Annotated in this window: 19 protein-coding genes; 10 read left to right on the forward strand and 9 right to left on the reverse strand. The window is 68.5% G+C overall.

What is annotated here, in order from left to right:
- The first annotated feature begins 14 nt into the window (after window positions 1-14).
- The 3 genes from DM992_RS07625 (at window position 15) to DM992_RS07635 (ending at window position 2,508) form a co-directional block, all read left to right on the forward strand.
- Window positions 15-791, forward strand: coding sequence for an ABC transporter ATP-binding protein (locus tag DM992_RS07625; protein ID WP_034178806.1), 777 nt, complete (start codon window positions 15-17; stop codon window positions 789-791).
- Window positions 791-1,507, forward strand: coding sequence for an ABC transporter ATP-binding protein (locus DM992_RS07630; RefSeq protein WP_111016300.1), 717 nt, complete (start codon window positions 791-793; stop codon window positions 1,505-1,507). The genes DM992_RS07625 and DM992_RS07630 overlap by 1 nt, the downstream gene beginning before the upstream one ends.
- A 329-nt stretch (window positions 1,508-1,836) precedes the next feature.
- Window positions 1,837-2,508, forward strand: a complete 672-nt coding sequence (locus DM992_RS07635) for a DUF2278 family protein (RefSeq protein ID WP_111016301.1) — start codon at window positions 1,837-1,839, stop codon at window positions 2,506-2,508.
- Window positions 2,509-2,535: 27 nt separating this feature from the next.
- Here DM992_RS07635 and DM992_RS07640 read toward each other — a convergent pair whose 3' ends face one another.
- The 3 genes from DM992_RS07640 to DM992_RS07650 all read right to left on the reverse strand — a co-directional run bounded on the left by DM992_RS07640 (window position 2,536) and on the right by DM992_RS07650 (window position 5,508).
- Window positions 2,536-2,991, reverse strand: coding sequence for a GNAT family acetyltransferase (locus DM992_RS07640; RefSeq protein WP_111016302.1), 456 nt, complete (start codon window positions 2,989-2,991; stop codon window positions 2,536-2,538).
- A gap of 13 nt (window positions 2,992-3,004) precedes the next feature.
- The gene (locus tag DM992_RS07645; protein WP_034178802.1) at window positions 3,005-4,189 is read right to left on the reverse strand and encodes an acetylornithine transaminase; all 1,185 of its coding nucleotides are present in this window, start codon (window positions 4,187-4,189) and stop codon (window positions 3,005-3,007) included.
- Between the two features lie 287 nt (window positions 4,190-4,476).
- On the reverse strand, window positions 4,477-5,508 hold the full coding sequence (locus DM992_RS07650) for a CDP-6-deoxy-delta-3,4-glucoseen reductase (protein WP_034178801.1): 1,032 nt from the start codon (window positions 5,506-5,508) through the stop codon (window positions 4,477-4,479).
- Window positions 5,509-5,615: 107 nt separating this feature from the next.
- Here DM992_RS07650 and DM992_RS07655 point away from each other — a divergent pair, with 107 nt between their 5' ends.
- A complete protein-coding gene (locus DM992_RS07655) occupies window positions 5,616-6,653 on the forward strand; it encodes an NAD-dependent epimerase/dehydratase family protein (protein ID WP_111016303.1) in 1,038 nt (345 codons plus the stop codon).
- On the opposite strand, the gene DM992_RS07660 is transcribed toward DM992_RS07655, so the two are convergent.
- A complete protein-coding gene (locus DM992_RS07660) occupies window positions 6,636-6,824 on the reverse strand; it encodes a hypothetical protein (protein WP_111016304.1) in 189 nt (62 codons plus the stop codon). The genes DM992_RS07655 and DM992_RS07660 overlap by 18 nt on opposite strands.
- Before the next feature lie 106 nt (window positions 6,825-6,930).
- Window positions 6,931-7,647 (reverse strand): 16S rRNA pseudouridine(516) synthase, encoded by a 717-nt coding sequence (locus DM992_RS07665; protein ID WP_111016305.1) that lies wholly within the window; start codon window positions 7,645-7,647, stop codon window positions 6,931-6,933.
- A 112-nt stretch (window positions 7,648-7,759) separates the two neighbouring features.
- On the opposite strand from DM992_RS07665, the gene copC reads away from it, so the two are divergent.
- The 4 genes from copC (at window position 7,760) to DM992_RS07685 (ending at window position 10,789) form a co-directional block, all read left to right on the forward strand.
- Window positions 7,760-8,134, forward strand: coding sequence for a copper homeostasis periplasmic binding protein CopC (gene copC, locus DM992_RS07670; protein ID WP_111016306.1), 375 nt, complete (start codon window positions 7,760-7,762; stop codon window positions 8,132-8,134).
- 65 nt (window positions 8,135-8,199) lie between these two features.
- Window positions 8,200-8,700, forward strand: a complete 501-nt coding sequence (locus tag DM992_RS07675) for a DinB family protein (RefSeq protein WP_034178796.1) — start codon at window positions 8,200-8,202, stop codon at window positions 8,698-8,700.
- Between the two features lie 179 nt (window positions 8,701-8,879).
- A complete protein-coding gene (locus DM992_RS07680; protein ID WP_111016307.1) occupies window positions 8,880-9,653 on the forward strand; it encodes an SDR family oxidoreductase in 774 nt (257 codons plus the stop codon).
- Between the two features lie 200 nt (window positions 9,654-9,853).
- Window positions 9,854-10,789: a LysR family transcriptional regulator gene (locus DM992_RS07685; protein ID WP_111016308.1), complete on the forward strand. Its 936-nt coding sequence runs from the start codon at window positions 9,854-9,856 to the stop codon at window positions 10,787-10,789.
- A 40-nt stretch (window positions 10,790-10,829) separates the two neighbouring features.
- Here the strand turns inward: DM992_RS07685 and DM992_RS07690 are convergent, their stop codons facing one another.
- A complete protein-coding gene (locus tag DM992_RS07690) occupies window positions 10,830-11,726 on the reverse strand; it encodes a LysR substrate-binding domain-containing protein (protein WP_111016309.1) in 897 nt (298 codons plus the stop codon).
- 106 nt (window positions 11,727-11,832) lie between these two features.
- Between DM992_RS07690 and DM992_RS07695 the strand changes: the two genes are divergently transcribed.
- Complete coding sequence (locus tag DM992_RS07695; RefSeq protein WP_111016310.1) at window positions 11,833-12,723, forward strand: alpha/beta hydrolase; 891 nt, start codon at window positions 11,833-11,835, stop codon at window positions 12,721-12,723.
- A 30-nt stretch (window positions 12,724-12,753) separates the two neighbouring features.
- On the opposite strand, the gene DM992_RS07700 is transcribed toward DM992_RS07695, so the two are convergent.
- Window positions 12,754-13,653: an SDR family oxidoreductase gene (locus DM992_RS07700; protein WP_111016311.1), complete on the reverse strand. Its 900-nt coding sequence runs from the start codon at window positions 13,651-13,653 to the stop codon at window positions 12,754-12,756.
- Window positions 13,654-13,700: 47 nt separating this feature from the next.
- Window positions 13,701-14,438 carry an SDR family oxidoreductase gene (locus DM992_RS07705; protein WP_111016312.1) on the reverse strand — a complete coding sequence of 246 codons (738 nt, stop codon included), beginning with the start codon at window positions 14,436-14,438 and terminating at the stop codon, window positions 13,701-13,703.
- 117 nt (window positions 14,439-14,555) lie between these two features.
- Between DM992_RS07705 and DM992_RS07710 the strand changes: the two genes are divergently transcribed.
- Window positions 14,556-15,458 (forward strand): LysR family transcriptional regulator, encoded by a 903-nt coding sequence (locus DM992_RS07710; RefSeq protein WP_111016313.1) that lies wholly within the window; start codon window positions 14,556-14,558, stop codon window positions 15,456-15,458.
- A 39-nt stretch (window positions 15,459-15,497) separates the two neighbouring features.
- On the opposite strand, the gene DM992_RS42245 is transcribed toward DM992_RS07710, so the two are convergent.
- Window positions 15,498-15,665: a hypothetical protein gene (locus DM992_RS42245; protein WP_204356106.1), complete on the reverse strand. Its 168-nt coding sequence runs from the start codon at window positions 15,663-15,665 to the stop codon at window positions 15,498-15,500.
- Window positions 15,666-15,685 lie beyond the last annotated feature (20 nt).

Here is a 15,685-nt window from a genome sequence, read left to right on the forward strand (position 1 = left end):
AAGGGGATACACACATGAGCGACAAGCAAATCCGACTGTCCGTGCAGGGCGTGAACAAACGCTTCGGCGGCCTGCAGGCACTGTCCGACGTCGGCCTGCAGATCAAGGAAGGCGAGATCTACGGTCTGATCGGCCCGAACGGCGCCGGCAAGACGACGTTCTTCAACGTGATCACGGGCCTCTACACGCCGGACTCCGGCGACTTCAAGCTGGACGGCCAGAACTACACGCCGACGGCCGTGCACCAGGTTGCGAAGGCCGGCATCGCGCGCACGTTCCAGAACATCCGCCTGTTCGGCGGGATGACGGCCCTCGAGAACGTGATGGTGGGCCGCCACGTGCGCACCAAGCACGGCCTGCTCGGCGCGGTGTTCCAGACGCCGGCCGAACGCCAGGAAGAGCGCGAGATCAAGGAACGCGCGATCGAGCTGCTCGAATACGTGGGCGTGCTGCAGTACGCGGACTACACGTCGCGCAACCTGTCGTACGGCCACCAGCGCCGTCTCGAGATCGCGCGGGCCCTTGCGACCGACCCGAAGCTGCTCGCGCTCGACGAGCCGGCGGCCGGGATGAACGCGACCGAGAAGGTCGAACTCACGCGCCTGCTCGACAAGATCCGCTCGGACGGCCGCACGATTCTCCTGATCGAGCACGACGTGAAGCTCGTGATGGGGCTGTGCAACCGGATGACGGTGCTCGATTACGGCAAGGTGATCGCCGAGGGTCTGCCGCAGGACGTGCAGAAGAATCCGAAGGTGATTGAGGCATATCTCGGCGCAGGGGTGCACTGATGGCAGCGGCAATGTTGAAAATCAAGGGCTTGCAGGTCAACTACGGCGGCATCCAGGCCGTCAAGGGCGTTGACATGGAAGTCCGTCAGGGCGAGCTCGTGACGCTGATCGGCGCGAACGGCGCAGGCAAGACCACGACGATGAAGGCGATCACGGGTCTGAAGCCGTATTCGGCGGGCGACATCGAGTACGACGGCAAGTCGATCAAGGGCATCCCGGCGCACGAACTGCTCAAGCGCGGCCTCGCGATGGTGCCGGAAGGCCGCGGGATCTTCGCGCGGATGTCGATCGTCGAGAACATGCAGATGGGCGCGTACCTGCGCAACGACACCGAGCAGATCAAGAAGGACGTCGACCGGATGTTCGGCTTCTTCCCGCGCCTGAAGGAGCGTGCATCGCAGCTCGCGGGCACGCTGTCGGGCGGCGAGCAGCAGATGCTGGCGATGTCGCGGGCGATTCTCTCCAAGCCGAAGCTGCTGCTGCTCGACGAGCCGTCGATGGGGCTGTCGCCGATCATGGTCGAGAAGATCTTCGAAGTGGTGCGCGAGATCTCGAAGGAGGGCATCACGGTGCTGCTCGTCGAGCAGAACGCACGCCTTGCGCTGCAGGCGGCCGACCGCGGCTACGTGATGGATTCGGGCGTGGTCACGATGGAAGGCGACGCGAAGCAGATGCTCGACGATCCGAAGGTGCGCGCAGCGTATCTGGGTGAGTAAGTGAATGAATGAGCGGGCCCGGTGACGCGCGGCGGCAGACGCCGCGCGCGTCGTGCAAGGGTTTTCGAAAGGCTGTCACGGGATGCCGTGACAGCCTTTTTTTCGTGTTGTGCGATTCGTGTCGAACTGTGCGTGCGGAAGCGACTCCATTCGACTGTTGCACCACGCACGCGACGCGGGAAACGACAGGGCAGGCCATCCGCCGCCGGTCGCCCGCCGCCGGTCGCACGCAGCCGGTCGCCCGCAGCCGGTCGCCCGCAGCCGGTCGCCCGCAAACCGACACACGGGCCGCGTAGCATCGACAGCCCATCGGGACACGGAGAACACGCATGAGTCTGGACTACGGTTTCGTGAAGGCGAAGGTGGCATCGGTGGCGAAGCTGAAGGGCTCGCCGCACGGCAGCGAGATCCAGTATCACATCCACCTGACGCTGGCGCTGCCGGCCGGCGACTGGGATGTCGCGATCAACGTCGGCACCAGCGATGCGGACGACTTGCTGAACTACAAGCTGGTCTACGATTTCCACCATCCCGTCACGCAGACGCTCGCGGCCGCGGCGGAAGGCTACACCGACCTCACGGGGCAGGCCGCGCTGCCCGCGCTCGACTACCTGCGCAGCGACATCCTGAACGAGACGGGCGCGTGGCGGGCGAGCGCGGTGATGGACGGCACCGAGAACCCGGAGCCGATCCCGTCTCTGTTGCGGCTCGTGAGCGCTGCGCAGTCGCAGGGCCTCGACGTCGTCGTGTTCGGCCGCACGTATGCGGAAGGCAACGGCATTCACGACACGCACATGAACCAGGGCTCGACGGGCCCGAACTACCTGCATCGCGCAGGCGACGACCACAACGACCACAACGACGTCTGGCAGGACGGCGCGCTGATCGTGCGCGTGAGCGATACGCAGTGGGCCGCGTATTTCGCGGCGTTCGAACAGCAGGCCGTGCCGACCGACGCGCTCGGCAATCCTCTGCCGGGCGCGGGGCCGATCACGCGCTGAGGGCAGCCACTGTCGCCGCCGGCTGCATCACGCGGCCGGCAGCGTCTTGCCGAACGAGATACGCTCCTCGACGCGATAGCCGAGCGCCGCATAGAAGCGGCACGCGTCGTCGTTGCCGGGCAGCACCTGCAGGTTGATCTTCAGGCAGCCGCGCGCGGCGAGCGCGCTTTCCGCGTGCGCGATCAGCGCGCGGCCGACGCCGAGCCGCCGCGCGTCGTTCGCGACGCCGAACGAGTAGAGCCAGCCGCGATGTCCGTCGAAACCCGCCATCAGCGTGCCGACGACGCGCGCGCCGCTGGTCGCGACGAAGAACAGCTCGGGCTGCGTCGCGAGCTTCAGCTCGATCGATCGCAGCGGATCGCGGTGCGGCGGCGCGCCGGCTTCGTCATACTGCGGGAACGCGTCGCGCCATACCGCGAGCACGGCATCGGTGTCGGCGCGTTCGAACGGGCGGATAGCGACAGCATCGGCGGCGGCATCCATCGCGGCGATCTCCTTAGAGTGTGTCGAGGATCGACCGCAGCATCGCCATCATCTGGTCGATCTCGTCGGTCGTCACGTTCAGCGCGGGCATGAAGCGCAGCAGGTTCGGCCGCGCGGCGTTCAGCAGCAGGCCGTCGGGCTGCATGTCGCGCGCCTTCTCGACGATCTGCGGGCCGATGTCCTTGCCGAGCAGCAGCGCGCGGAGCAGGCCTTCGCCGCGTTCGCCTTCGAAGCCGCGCTCCTCCGACAGCTCGAGCAGCTTGCGCTTCAGGTATTCGCCGCGTGCACGCACGCCTTCGAGGAAGCCGGGCGCGACGAGCTGCGAGATCACCGAATAGCCGGCCGCCGTCATCAGCGGATTGCCGTTGTACGTGCCGCCCTGGTCGCCGGCCTCGAACACCGCGACGTCGGCCTTCGACAGCAGCGCCGCGAGCGGCACGCCGCTGCCGATGCCCTTGCCGAGCGTCATGACGTCCGGCTCGATGTCGGCGAGCTCGTACGCGAACAGCGTGCCCGCACGGCCGCAGCCGCTCTGTACTTCGTCGACGATCAGCAGCAGGTTGTGCTGCTTCGTCAGTGCGCGCAGTTCGCGCATGAACTCGCGCGTTGCCGGGATCACGCCGCCTTCGCCCTGGATCGGTTCGAGCATCACGGCGACGGTCTTGTCGGTGATCAGCTTCTCGACCGAGTTGATGTTGTTCAGCTCGGCCTTCGGGAAGCCCGGCACCTGCGGCGCGTAGATCGTGTCCCAGCCCGGCTTGCCGCTGGCCGACATCGTCGCGAGCGTGCGGCCGTGGAAGCTGTGGTCGAACGTGATGATCTCGTATGCGCCGTTGCGGAACTTGCGGCCCCACTTGCGCGCGAGCTTGATCGCGCCTTCGTTCGCCTCGGCGCCGCTGTTCGTGAAGAACACCTTGTCGAACACGCTGTGCTGCGTGAGCAGGCCCGCGAGCTTCGCCATCGGTTCGTTGTAGAACGCCGGAGAAGGGTTCAGCAGCTTTTCGGCCTGCGTCTTCAGCGCTTCGACGACGCCGTCGTTGCAGTGGCCGAGACTGTTGACGGCCCAGCCCTGGATGAAGTCCAGATAGCGCTTGCCCGTGTGATCGTAGAGCCACGAACCCTTGCCGTGCGTAAACACGATGTCGGGGCGGTTCGTGATGTACATCAGCGAGTCGATCGGATAATCGTTCAAGGGCATGGCAGCAGACTCCAGCGGACGTTGAAAGGGAAACGGGCAATAAAAAAGCCACGGAAGGCCGTGGCTGGTGGGTTCGAACAGCTTGTGCGTAACCGGTGAAGCAGTGTGGGGGTTACGCGCGAATCCGTGACGAGCCTGCGGCATCCGGGCGGAGCGGCGAGCGGCGACGTCGAAGAGCGGACAGGAAGCGGTTCATGTGCGCAAGCATAAGGCATCCCGCGCCCCACTGTAAACCGCCGCGATGCCACGGATGTGACATCGCGGCGCGAAACGCGGGTGTGCGGTACTCAGACCGGATGTGCGAGATCGGCAGCGCTCGTGAACGAGTCCGCGTAGAACTCGTCGGCCGGCAGTGCGTGGTGCTGCGTGAAGTCGCGCTGCGCGGATTCGACCATCACCGGCGCGCCGCACGCGTACACCTGGTGACCCGACAGATCGGGCAGGTCCTCGATCACCGCGCGATGGACGAAGCCCGTGCGGCCCGTCCACTGGTCGCCGTCGTCGGGCTCGGAGAGCACCGGCACGTACTTGAAGTTCGGGATTTCGCTGGCCCACTGCTCGGCGAGCTCGCCGAGGTAGATGTCCTTCTTGCGGCGTGCGCCCCAGTAGAGCGTCATCGGGCGCGTGATGCCCCGGTGCTTCACGTGCTCGATGATCGCCTTGATCGGCGCGAAGCCCGTGCCCGATGCAAGCAGTACGATCGGCTTGTCGGAATCCTCGCGCAGGAAGAACGTGCCGAGCGGGCCTTCGAAGCGCAGGATGTCGCGTTCCTTCATCGCGCCGAACACGTGGTCGGTGAACTTGCCGCCCGGCATGTGACGGATGTGCAGCTCGATCGGGCCTTCCTCGTGCGGCGCGTTCGCCATCGAGTAGCTGCGGCGCGAGCCGTCCTTCAGGATGAACTCGACGTACTGGCCCGCGAGGTACTGCAGGCGCTCGTTGGCGGGCAACTGCAGCTTCACGACCATCACATCGTCGGCCTTGCGCTCGAGCGCGGCGATCCGGCACGGCAGCTTCTTGACCTGCACGCCGTCGACGCCGGCGATTTCGCGCACGTCGATCTCGAGATCGCACTGCGCCTTCGAGCAGCACAGCAGCGCGAGGCCGCGCGTGCGCTCGTCATTGGACAGTGCCGACGCGGCATGCGGGCCCTGCTCGATCTGGCCCGACACGATCTGGCCCTTGCAGGAGCCGCACGCGCCGTTCTTGCAGCCGTACGGCAGATGGACGTTCTGGCGCAGCGCGGCCGCCAGCACGGTTTCGTCCGACTCGACCTGGAATTGCCGGCCGCTTTGCTTGAGAGTGACGTTGAATGCCATAGAACCAAACTAGAACAAAATGTGGGGACCGTGCATGTCGAGCACGGCAGCTACAATGCAAACCCGTTGCGCGTCGCGCAACGGTGGCTACTGATTTCGCAACCAACATGATCGCGACACGAATTCTGCGCCGGCCGCGCGCACTGATCGTCGGCTGCGGCGACGTCGGCATGCGCTGCGTCGCGCAATGGCGCGACACGCGCCGCAACCTGCGGATCTTCGCGCTGACGAGCCACCCGGGCCGCCGCGACGAGTTGCGTGCCGCGGGCGCGACGCCGATCGTCGGCGACCTCGATCGCCCGGCGACGCTCGGCCGCCTCGCGGGCCTTGCCCGCACGATCCTGCATCTCGCGCCGCCGCAGTCCGACGGCCGCGACGACCGGCGCACGCGTGCGCTGATCGCCGCAACGACCGTGCCCGCGCGGCGACCGTCGGCACCGCCGGCACCTGCGGTAGGCCGGCTCCGAACGCTGCGCGCCGCTGCCCGGCAGGCCGGCGCGCCCGTTCGGGCAGCGCGTATTGTACCCGACGGTCTTCGCGCGCCGAGGCTCGTCTACGCGAGTACGACGGGCGTATACGGCGATTGCGGCGGCGCGCGCATCGACGAAACGCACCCGCTGCATCCTGCGAATCCGCGCGCGTTCCGGCGCGTGTCGGCCGAGCGGCAACTGCGCGCGGCGACGGTGCGCGGCGTGCTGTCCGCGCGCATCGTGCGCATTCCCGGCATCTACGCGGCGAATCGTCTGCCGGTCGCGCGGCTCGAGCGCGGCACGCCGGCGCTCGAGCCGGCCGACGACGTCTACACGAACCACATCCACGCGGACGATCTCGCGGCGATCCTGCGCCGCGCGGCCGAGCGCGGCAGGCCGACGCGCGCCGTGCACGCGTCGGACGACAGCGAACTGCGGATGGGGGAGTATTTCGACCGGGTCGCGCAGGCGCTCGGCCTGCCGCTGCCGCCGCGCGTCAGCCGCGCGGACGCCGAGCGCCAGCTCGAACCGGCGCTGCTGTCGTTCATGCGCGAGTCGCGGCGCCTGTCCAACGCACGGCTCAAGGCCGAATTGTGCGTGACGTTGCGTTATCCGACCGTAGACGATTTCCTTCAAACGCTCGCGCCGGGCAGCGCGTCAGGTCAGCGCCGGTAATGCCTCGATCAGCAGGAAGCACAGCAGCGCGCCGATCAGTGCGCCGATCAGGTTCGGATGATATTTGTGCTTCATGTGCATCGCGGCCAGCAGCCCGCCGATCACGATGACCCCGACGACCGTGAACGCGATCATCACGTACGACAGTTCGAAAGAATGGTTGATGTTCATGATGCCTCCCCCTGCATCGCTGCTCGTACAGCTTGTGATTTGAGTATAGCGGGGGATCGTGCGGCCGAGACGCGGCTGGACATCGAACGGTCGTGCGGATTTTCCCTTACAGGGTTTTGACGGGATTGCGCAACGCCGAAAGGTCGGCGTCGTCGAGCCACCTCCACGCGCCGGGTTCGAGGCCGTCCGGCAGCGCGAAGCCGCCGATGCTTTCGCGATGCAGCAACTCGACGCGGTTGCTCGCCGCCGCGACCATGCGTTTCACCTGGTGATACTTGCCTTCGAGGACGGTCAGCGCGAGCACGTGCGTATCGCGCGCGTCGGCGGCGACCGCCGCGATCGGCTTCGGCTCGCCGTGGAGCTGCACGCCGGTGCGCAGCGCGTGCAGTTGCGCATCGTCGAGCGGGTGGCGTACGGTCGCCACGTAGGTCTTCGGCACCTTGCGCTTCGGCGACGTGTACGTGTGCACGAACTGGCCGTCGTCGGACAGCAGCAGCAGGCCCGTCGTGTCCTGGTCGAGACGGCCGACGCACTGCACGCCGCGCGCGACGAGCGGCGCGGGCAGCAGGCTGAACACGCTTGCATGATGTTGCGGATCGCGCGAACACTCGTAGCCGGCCGGCTTGTTGAGCGCGAGATACGCGCGTGCGCGGAACGGCCAGGCCGTATCGTCGACCGAGAACACGAGGCCGTCGGTGTCGAACGTGGCGTCGGGGTCGGTCGCGCTGGCGCCCGCGACGGCGACGCGGCCCGCTTCGATCAGGCCGCGGCACTGGCGGCGCGAGCCGAAGCCCTGGGTGTAGAGAATGCTTTCGAGATCCATAGCGCGCGCATTCTATCAAGCGGTGCGCGACCGGCATGAACATGCTTGCGCTGGTAAGCTGCCGGAACGCCGCGCGGGGGTGCGGCGCCTGTTCATTCTTCACGGAAAGTCCATGCATTTCGATTCGTTCCCGTTCGGCCGCAAGGCTGCCGCCGTCATCCTTGCCGCGACCGTTTCGTCGGCCGCGTTCGCCCATGCGCATCTCGCGAAGAGCGATCCGGCGGCGGGCGCGGCGCTGGCCGCCGCACCGGCCGCCGTCACGATCGACTTCACCGAGCCGCTGGAGCCGGCGTTCAGCTCGATCGTCGTCGTCGACGGCGACGGCAGGACGGTGTCGGACGGCAATGCGCGCATCGATGCGTCGAACCGCAAGCGGATGACGGTGCCGCTCACGGCGGTCGGTACGGGCGCCTATACGGTGAAATGGGTGGCCGTCGCGACCGACGGGCACCGGACGCAGGGGGCGTACGGCTTCGGCGTGAAGTGACGCAACGGCGGCGGCAGGCCCGCGCCAGGGCTGCCGCCGCTCTTATCCGACAGGGAGTTTCCCGCATGAATCCGACGACGCTCGATGCACTCGCCGATTTCCCCCGTCTGCTCGAAGCCCATTTCGCGGCCGTGCCCGACGGCTACGCGCGCTGGACGCCCGATGACTGGGCCGGGATCCCGAGCGAGCACTTCTCGCCGCTCGGGCAGCTCTGCCATGTGCGCGACATCGAGATCGACGGCTATCACGTGCGGCTGCGGCGGATGCTCGACGAAGATCGGCCGCTGCTCGTGTCGATCGACGGCGATGCGCTTGCGATCGAGCGCCGCTACAACGATGCCTACGCGTCCGACGTGCTCGCGGCGATCCGCGAAGCGCGCCGCGAGACGCTGGACCTCGTGTCGCGCCTCACGCCCGAACAGTTCGAGCGTATCGGCGAGTTCGATGGCTACGGGTCGCTGACCGTGCGCGGGCTCGTCCATTACCTGTGCAGCCACGACCAGCAGCATCTGGCCGGCATGCAGTGGCTGCTCGGCAAGATCGACGCGGCGCTGTACGCACGCTGAACCGGCCGGCGCTCGCGTCGCCGCGAGCGGATTCCGGCGTCGCCGTCGGTGCGGCAGAGCACACTGCGACGATCCGATTGGATCGATTTTCTGGATAATTCATCCAGCCGCGGCCGGCTGACCTGCGCGTCGCGCGTGCCTACACTCCTAGCTTCGTTCAACGGAAAAAGGAGTCAACCGTGGCTACTCACACGCTCGCAGACAAGGTCGTCCTGATCGCAGGCGGCGCAAAGAATCTCGGCGGCCTGATCGCGCGGGACCTGGCGGGCCACGGCGCGAAGGCGGTGGCGATTCACTACAACAGCGCGGCGTCGCAGGCGCAGGCCGAGGAGACGGCCGCCGCGGTGCGCGCGGCCGGCGCCGAGGCCGCGACGTTCCAGGCCGACCTGACGACGGCCGCCGCGGTCGAGAAGCTGTTCGACGACGCGAAGCAGCGCTTCGGCAAGATCGACATCGCGATCAACACGGTCGGCAAGGTGCTGAAGAAGCCGTTCGCCGAGATCAGCGAAGCCGAGTACGACGAGATGTTCGCGGTCAACAGCAAGTCGGCGTTCTTCTTCATCAAGGAAGCGGGGCGGCACCTCGAGGATCACGGCAAGCTCGTCACGCTCGTGACGTCGCTGCTCGGCGCGTTCACGCCGTTCTATGCGGCGTACGAAGGGTCGAAGGCGCCGGTCGAGCACTTCACGCGCGCGGCGTCGAAGGAGTACGGCGCACGCGGGATCTCGGTGACGGCCGTCGGGCCCGGCCCGATGGACACACCGTTCTTCTATCCGGCCGAAGGCGCCGATGCGGTCGCATATCACAAGACGGCGGCCGCGCTGTCGCCGTTCAGCAAGACGGGCCTGACCGACATCGAGGACGTCGTGCCGTTCATCCGCCATCTGGTGACCGACGGCTGGTGGATCACGGGCCAGACGATCCTGATCAACGGCGGCTATACGACCAAGTAACCGACCGGATAAGCAGTCACATACCGGGCCGCGCCGGCCGCCGCCGCGGGCGCACGGCGCACCGCAATGGCTCGTTTGCATGGACAATGGACGGGCGCGCAGCCGCGAGGCCGCGCGCCCGTTTTTCTCTGTGCCGCCGGACCCTGCCGCGATGCGCGACGGCTGGCGGCGACGGTCGTCCGAACCCACGTTCCCCGCCGATGGACAAGCTGGATCAGGTCAGAATCTTCCTGCAGGTTGCCGAGATGGGCAGCTTCATCAAGGCCGCGCATGCACTCGACGTGCCGCGCGCGACCGTGTCGGCGGCCGTCCAGCAGCTCGAGGCGGGGCTCGGCACACGCCTCTTGCACCGCACGACGCGCCAGGTGCAGTTGACCGCCGACGGCGTGCTGCTGCTCGAACGCGGCCGGCGCCTGCTCGCCGAGGCCGACGAGCTCGACCGCCTGTTCCGCCGCCGCGACCGCGACGTGGTCGGGCGATTGAACGTCGACGTGCCTAGCCGGATCGCGCGCCGCGTGGTCGCGCCCGCGCTGCCGTCGCTGTTTCGCCGCTATCCGAAGCTGCAACTGTCGCTCGGCTCGACGGACCGCTCGATCGATCTCGTCCAGGAGGGCGTCGACTGCGCGATCCGCGTCGGGCGGCTTGCCGACAGCAGCCTCGTCGTGCGGCCGCTCGGGCAGTTCACGCTGATCAACTGCGCGAGCCCCGACTACCTGCGCGAATGCGGCGTGCCCGAGCATCCGGATGCACTCGCGCACGGGCATTGGGCGATCGGCTATGCGTCGCCGACGACGGGGCGCGAGCTCGGCTGGGAATACTGCGTGGACGGCGAGCGGCACACGCTGACGCTGCCGAGCCGCGTGATCGTCAACAACGCCGAAACCTATATCGCCGGCTGCATCGCCGGGATGGGGCTGATCCAGATTCCGCGGTTCGACGTCGAGCATCTGCTGGACAGCGGCGCGCTCGTCGACGTGATGCCTGGCCACCGCGCCGAGCCGATGGACGTGTCGGCCGTGTATCCGCACCGGCGGCACCGGTCGCGCCGGCTCAATGCGTTCGTCGATTGGTTCGGGGAGCTGATGGCGGATGCGTTGACGGGGGCCGCGGCCGGGAAGGGCGCGGAAGGCGACTGATCGGGTCGGCGGGTGCGCGTCGTGCGCCGTCGCGCGTGTTTCAGTCGGCCGGCGCCGCGAACCGCCGGCTGCGCCCGACTTCCCGCACCGCCTCGATCAGCGCCGCGCCGGCGCCGTCCGGTTTCGACGCGAACGCATAAAAACGCGCGGCCGGCAGCGCGGGCAGGCCGTCCTGCTGCCCGCACGCGCGCAGCCCGTCGCGCAGCTGGCTGCGCGCCAGTGCGGTGACTGCGAAGCCCGCGAGCGCGGCCGACACGCAGCCGGCCATGCTGCTGCTCTCGAACAGCACGCGAAACGGCCGTAGCGCGGCGGCGAGCGCCGATACGGCGGCCTCCCGATAGACGCACGGTTCCGGAAACAGCGCGAGCGGCAGTTCGCCGCCGGCGTCGAGCGTGCGGTCCGACGCGAATGCCCACACGAGCGGTTCTTCCCACAGCAGTTCGCCCGAAGCGTCGACCTGCCGGCACTGCTTGCCGAACACGACATCGAGCCGGCCGAGCGCCTGCTCGCGCAGCAGCGACGCGGTGATCCCGACCTTCAGCTCGATCGCAGTACGCGGATGGCGATCTCGGAACGCACGCAGCACGTGAGGCAGCCACGCACCCGCGAAATCCTCCGACGCGCCGATGCGCAGCCGCCCGTGCGCGGGCGCGCCGCGCAGCCTCGCGCGCACTTCGCGCTCCATGTCGACGATGTTGCGCGCGTACGCGTATAGCGTGTCGCCGGCCGGCGTGAGTGCGATACGGCGCGTCGTGCGTGCGAGCAGCACGGTGCCGGCCGCCTGTTCGAGCCGCTTGATATGGCCGCTGACGGCGGACGGCGTCAGCGCGAGGCGTTCTGCTGCCGGCGCGAACCCGCGACTGTCGACGACTTCGAGGAAGGTGCGCAGCAGCGCGATGTCGAGCGAGGTCGACGCGGGATCGGTCAGCGGTTCCATGGGGCAATTCAACGCAATATTCGATGAATGAGTCATGATACTCCGTGAATCGTGATGAAAGGCCGGCCTACCATCGTCTGCTCAAGTTGACCCGACGGAGAACACGATGACTGCCTATGCGCATGCGACGACCGCGTCGCTCGATATCGCCTATCTCGAATGGAACCCGCGCGGCGAACGCGTGGCCGTGCTGCTGCACGGCTGGCCGGACAGCCCGGTCGGCTGGGAGCCCGTGGCGGCGGCGCTTGCCGCGCGCGGCTACCGCGTACTCGCGCCCGCGCTGCGCGGCTTTGCGCCGACGCGCTTTCGCGACGCATCCGTGCCGCGCAGCGGCGAACTCGCGGCGCTCGGGCGCGACCTGCTCGAATTCGTCGATGTGCTCGGCGTCGAGCGGCCCGTGCTGGTCGGGCACGACTGGGGCGCCCGCGCGGCCGCGAACGCGTGCGGGCTGCGCGACGGCGTCGCATCGCATCTGGCGATGCTGTCGGTCGGATACGGCACCAACGATCCCGGTCAGCCGCTGTCGCTGCAGCAGGCGCGCAACTACTGGTATCACTGGTTCATGGCGACGCCGCGCGGCGAGCAGGCGCTGCGCGATGATCGCCGTGCGTTTGCCCGCGTGATGTGGGACACGTGGTCGCCGCCCGGCTGGTATCGCGACGGCGATTTCGATGCGGCCGCCGCCGCGTTCGACGGGCCCGACTGGATCGACGTCGTGCTGCATTCGTACCGGCATCGCTGGGGGTTCGCGCCAGGCGCGCCGGCCTATGCCGACGACAACGCGCGGCTGAATCCGGCGCCCGTGCTGGCGGTGCCGACGCTCGTGCTGCACGGCGGCGCGGACACCTGCAATCATCCGGACAGCTCGGCTGGGCGCGAACGGTTCTTCGCCGGGCGCTACGCGCGGCAGGTGCTGGACGGCGTGGGGCATTTTCCGCAGCGCGAGACGCCGGCGGCAGTCGCCGACGCGATCCTCGGGTTCTGCGAGCGCGGCTGACGCGCGCCGGCCGGCCCGGCGCGCAGGGGATCAACCGCCGACGCGGGGCGCGAGCAGGTCGGCGAGGCCGATGTTCCGGAACATCTCGCGGCGGATGCGATCGCCGACGCGGAACACTTCCTCGGCGCCGTCCTGCGACGGATCGACGAACACGCGATACGGGCGCTTGCCGGCCGGCGCGGCGACGAGGTCGGCGATCGCCGTTGCGACGGTGCCGGCATCGGCGTCCGCGGGTTCGAGCGCGGCGAGGCCCCGCAGCGCCTGTGCGGCGACGCCCGCGTACGGCCCGCTGTCGTAGGCCGTCTGCACGACGGCATCGGCCGGCTTGCCCGCGTGGGCGAAGTGATTCGTGCCCCGGGTGAACGCGCCCGGCACGACGATCGACGTTTCGATGCCCCAGCGGGCGAGTTCGGCCGCATACGACACCGCGAGCGAATCCATCGCAGCCTTCGCGGCGAAGTAGGGCGCGAGGAACGGCGGGGTGCCGCCGCGCGCCGACGAGGACGATACCCAGACGAGCAGGCCGCGACCCTGGCGGCGCAGGTGCGGCAGCGCCGCCCGGTTCACGCGCTGGGTCGACACGACGTTGATGTCGTAGAGCTGCGCCAGCTGTTCGGGCGTGAACGCCTCGGCGGGGCCGAACACCATGTGGCCGGCGTTGTGGACGACGATGTCGAGACGGCCGTTGTCGGCGATCACGCGGTCGATTGCGGCGTCGACGGACGCGTCGTCGCCGACGTCGAGTTCGACGGTGCGCAGGTCGACATCGTGTTCCCGCGCATAGGCGGCGATGCTCGCGACGCGCGGCGCGTTGCGGCCGGCGCTTTCGCGCATCGACGCGTAGACCGTATGGCCGGCACGGGCGAGTGCCTGCGCGCTCAGCAGGCCGAAGCCGCTGGACGCGCCGGTGACGAGAATGACTTCCTTCATGATCGATCTCCTGCCAGTGTGAGGGAGCGGGCGCGGCGTGCGGTCCGTCAGCACATGCCGCCGTTGGCACGCAGGACCTGGCCGTTGACCCACGCGCCGTCGGGGCCGGCGAGGAACGCGACGACGCCGGCGATGTCCGCGGGCTGGCCGAGCCGTTCCAGCGGATTCATCTTCGCCATCCGGTCGACGAGTTCGGGGCTCTTGCCCTGCAGGAACAGCTCGGTCGCGACCGGCCCCGGCGCGACCGCATTCACGCTGATGCCGCGGCCGCGCATCTCCTGGGCGAGAACCTGCGTCAGGCCCTCGACGGCCGCCTTGGTCGCGATGTACACGCCATAGGTCGGCAGGCGCATGCCGATCACGCTCGACGACAGGTTGACGATGCGGCCGCCGTCGCGCAGGCGTTTCGCCGCCTCGCGGCTGACGTTGAACGCGCCCTTCAGGTTGATTGCGACGACCTGGTCGAAGGCCGCGTCGTCGACGTCGGCGATGGCGGCGAGCTTCATCACGCCCGCGCTGTTGACGACCACGTCGACGCGGCCGAACGCGCGCTCGGCCGCGTCGAACAGCGCGGACGTCGCCGCCGGGTCGGCGACGTCCGCCTGCACCGCGACGGCTTCGCCGCCGTCGGCGCCGATCGCGTCGACCACTTCCTGCGCTGGGCCGGCGCTGCCGGCATAGTTCACGACGACCCTGAAACCGTCCCGGGCGAGACGGCGGGCGATTTCCGCACCGATGCCGCGCGATGAACCCGTGACGAGGGCGACCTTTTCCGATGTGCTCATGTCCTGCTCCTTGGTTCGTGAGTGCCGTACGAGCCGGCGACAGGACTAATGTAGGCTTCCTCGATCAATAAAAATAATGAATAATGATCAGATCAAGAATGACTAAAAGTATGTCTCATGGCATTCGACAGCAGGCTCCTGAGCGGCATCGGCGTGCTCTCGGCGGTGATCGAGGCCGGCACCTTCGCGCGCGCGGGCGAGGCGATGGGGCTGACGCAGCCGGCCGTGAGCCGCGCCGTCGCGCGGCTGGAAGAGCGCGTCGGCATCCGGATCTTCAACCGGACGGCGCGCGCGATCACGCTGACCGACGAAGGGCGGCGCTTTTACGAGGCGGTCGCGCCGCTGCTGGCCGGCATCGAGGAGGCGGCGGTCGACGCCGGGCGTTCCAGGGCGCGCGTCAGGGGGCGGCTGCGGGTCAACGTGGACGGTACGTTCGGCCACTACGTGCTGGCGCCGCGGATGGCGGAATTCCTCGATCGCTTCCCCGAACTGTCCGTCGAAATCAGCGTGCGCGACCGGATGGGCGATCTCGTCGCCGACGGCTTCGACGTGGCGGTGCGCTTCGGCATTCCGGAGCCGTCGTCATACCGCGCGCGGCTGCTGCTCGAGACGCGCGTGCTCACCTGCGCGTCGGCGGCCTATGTCGCGCGTCACGGCGAACCGCGGCATCCGCACGATCTCGCGGACGGGCATCGCTGCGTGCTGATCCGCGATCCGGTAACGGGGCGGCCGTTCGAATGGGTCTTCCATCGCGGCAACGAGGTGGTGCCGCTCGACGCCGGCGGCCGGCTGATGGTTAACGACACGGGCGCGCTGCTCGGTGCCTGCCTCGGCGGCGCGGGCGTCGCGCAGCTGCTGGAACTCTACGCGCGGGACATCCTCGCCGATGGGCGGCTGGTTCTGCTGCTGCCTGAATGGGCGGACGAGACGTTCCCGCTTTATGCGTATCACCACGCGTCGAACCTCGTCTCCGCGAAGGTGCGGGTGTTTCTCGACTTCGTCCGCGAGCTGATGGCCTGAGGTTGCGCGGCGGCGAAAGGCGGCCGGGCGGCCGTCGGGTCATTCGGTGCGATGGGGGATGTTGTCCGGGAACGGATAGGGCGCATGCGGTCCCGGCCAGTCGGGCACGGGCGGCGCGCTCAACACGTCGCATCCGCCCAGCATGAGCGACAGAATCGCGGCGAGCACGCCGCGGCAAATCGGGCTTGAAATGGCGCGCGTGCGCATGGCCGGCCTCCGTGCTGCGT

Origin of the sequence: Burkholderia sp. JP2-270 (assembly GCF_003233675.1) — a bacterium.
Taxonomy (GTDB): domain Bacteria; phylum Pseudomonadota; class Gammaproteobacteria; order Burkholderiales; family Burkholderiaceae; genus Burkholderia; species Burkholderia pyrrocinia_C.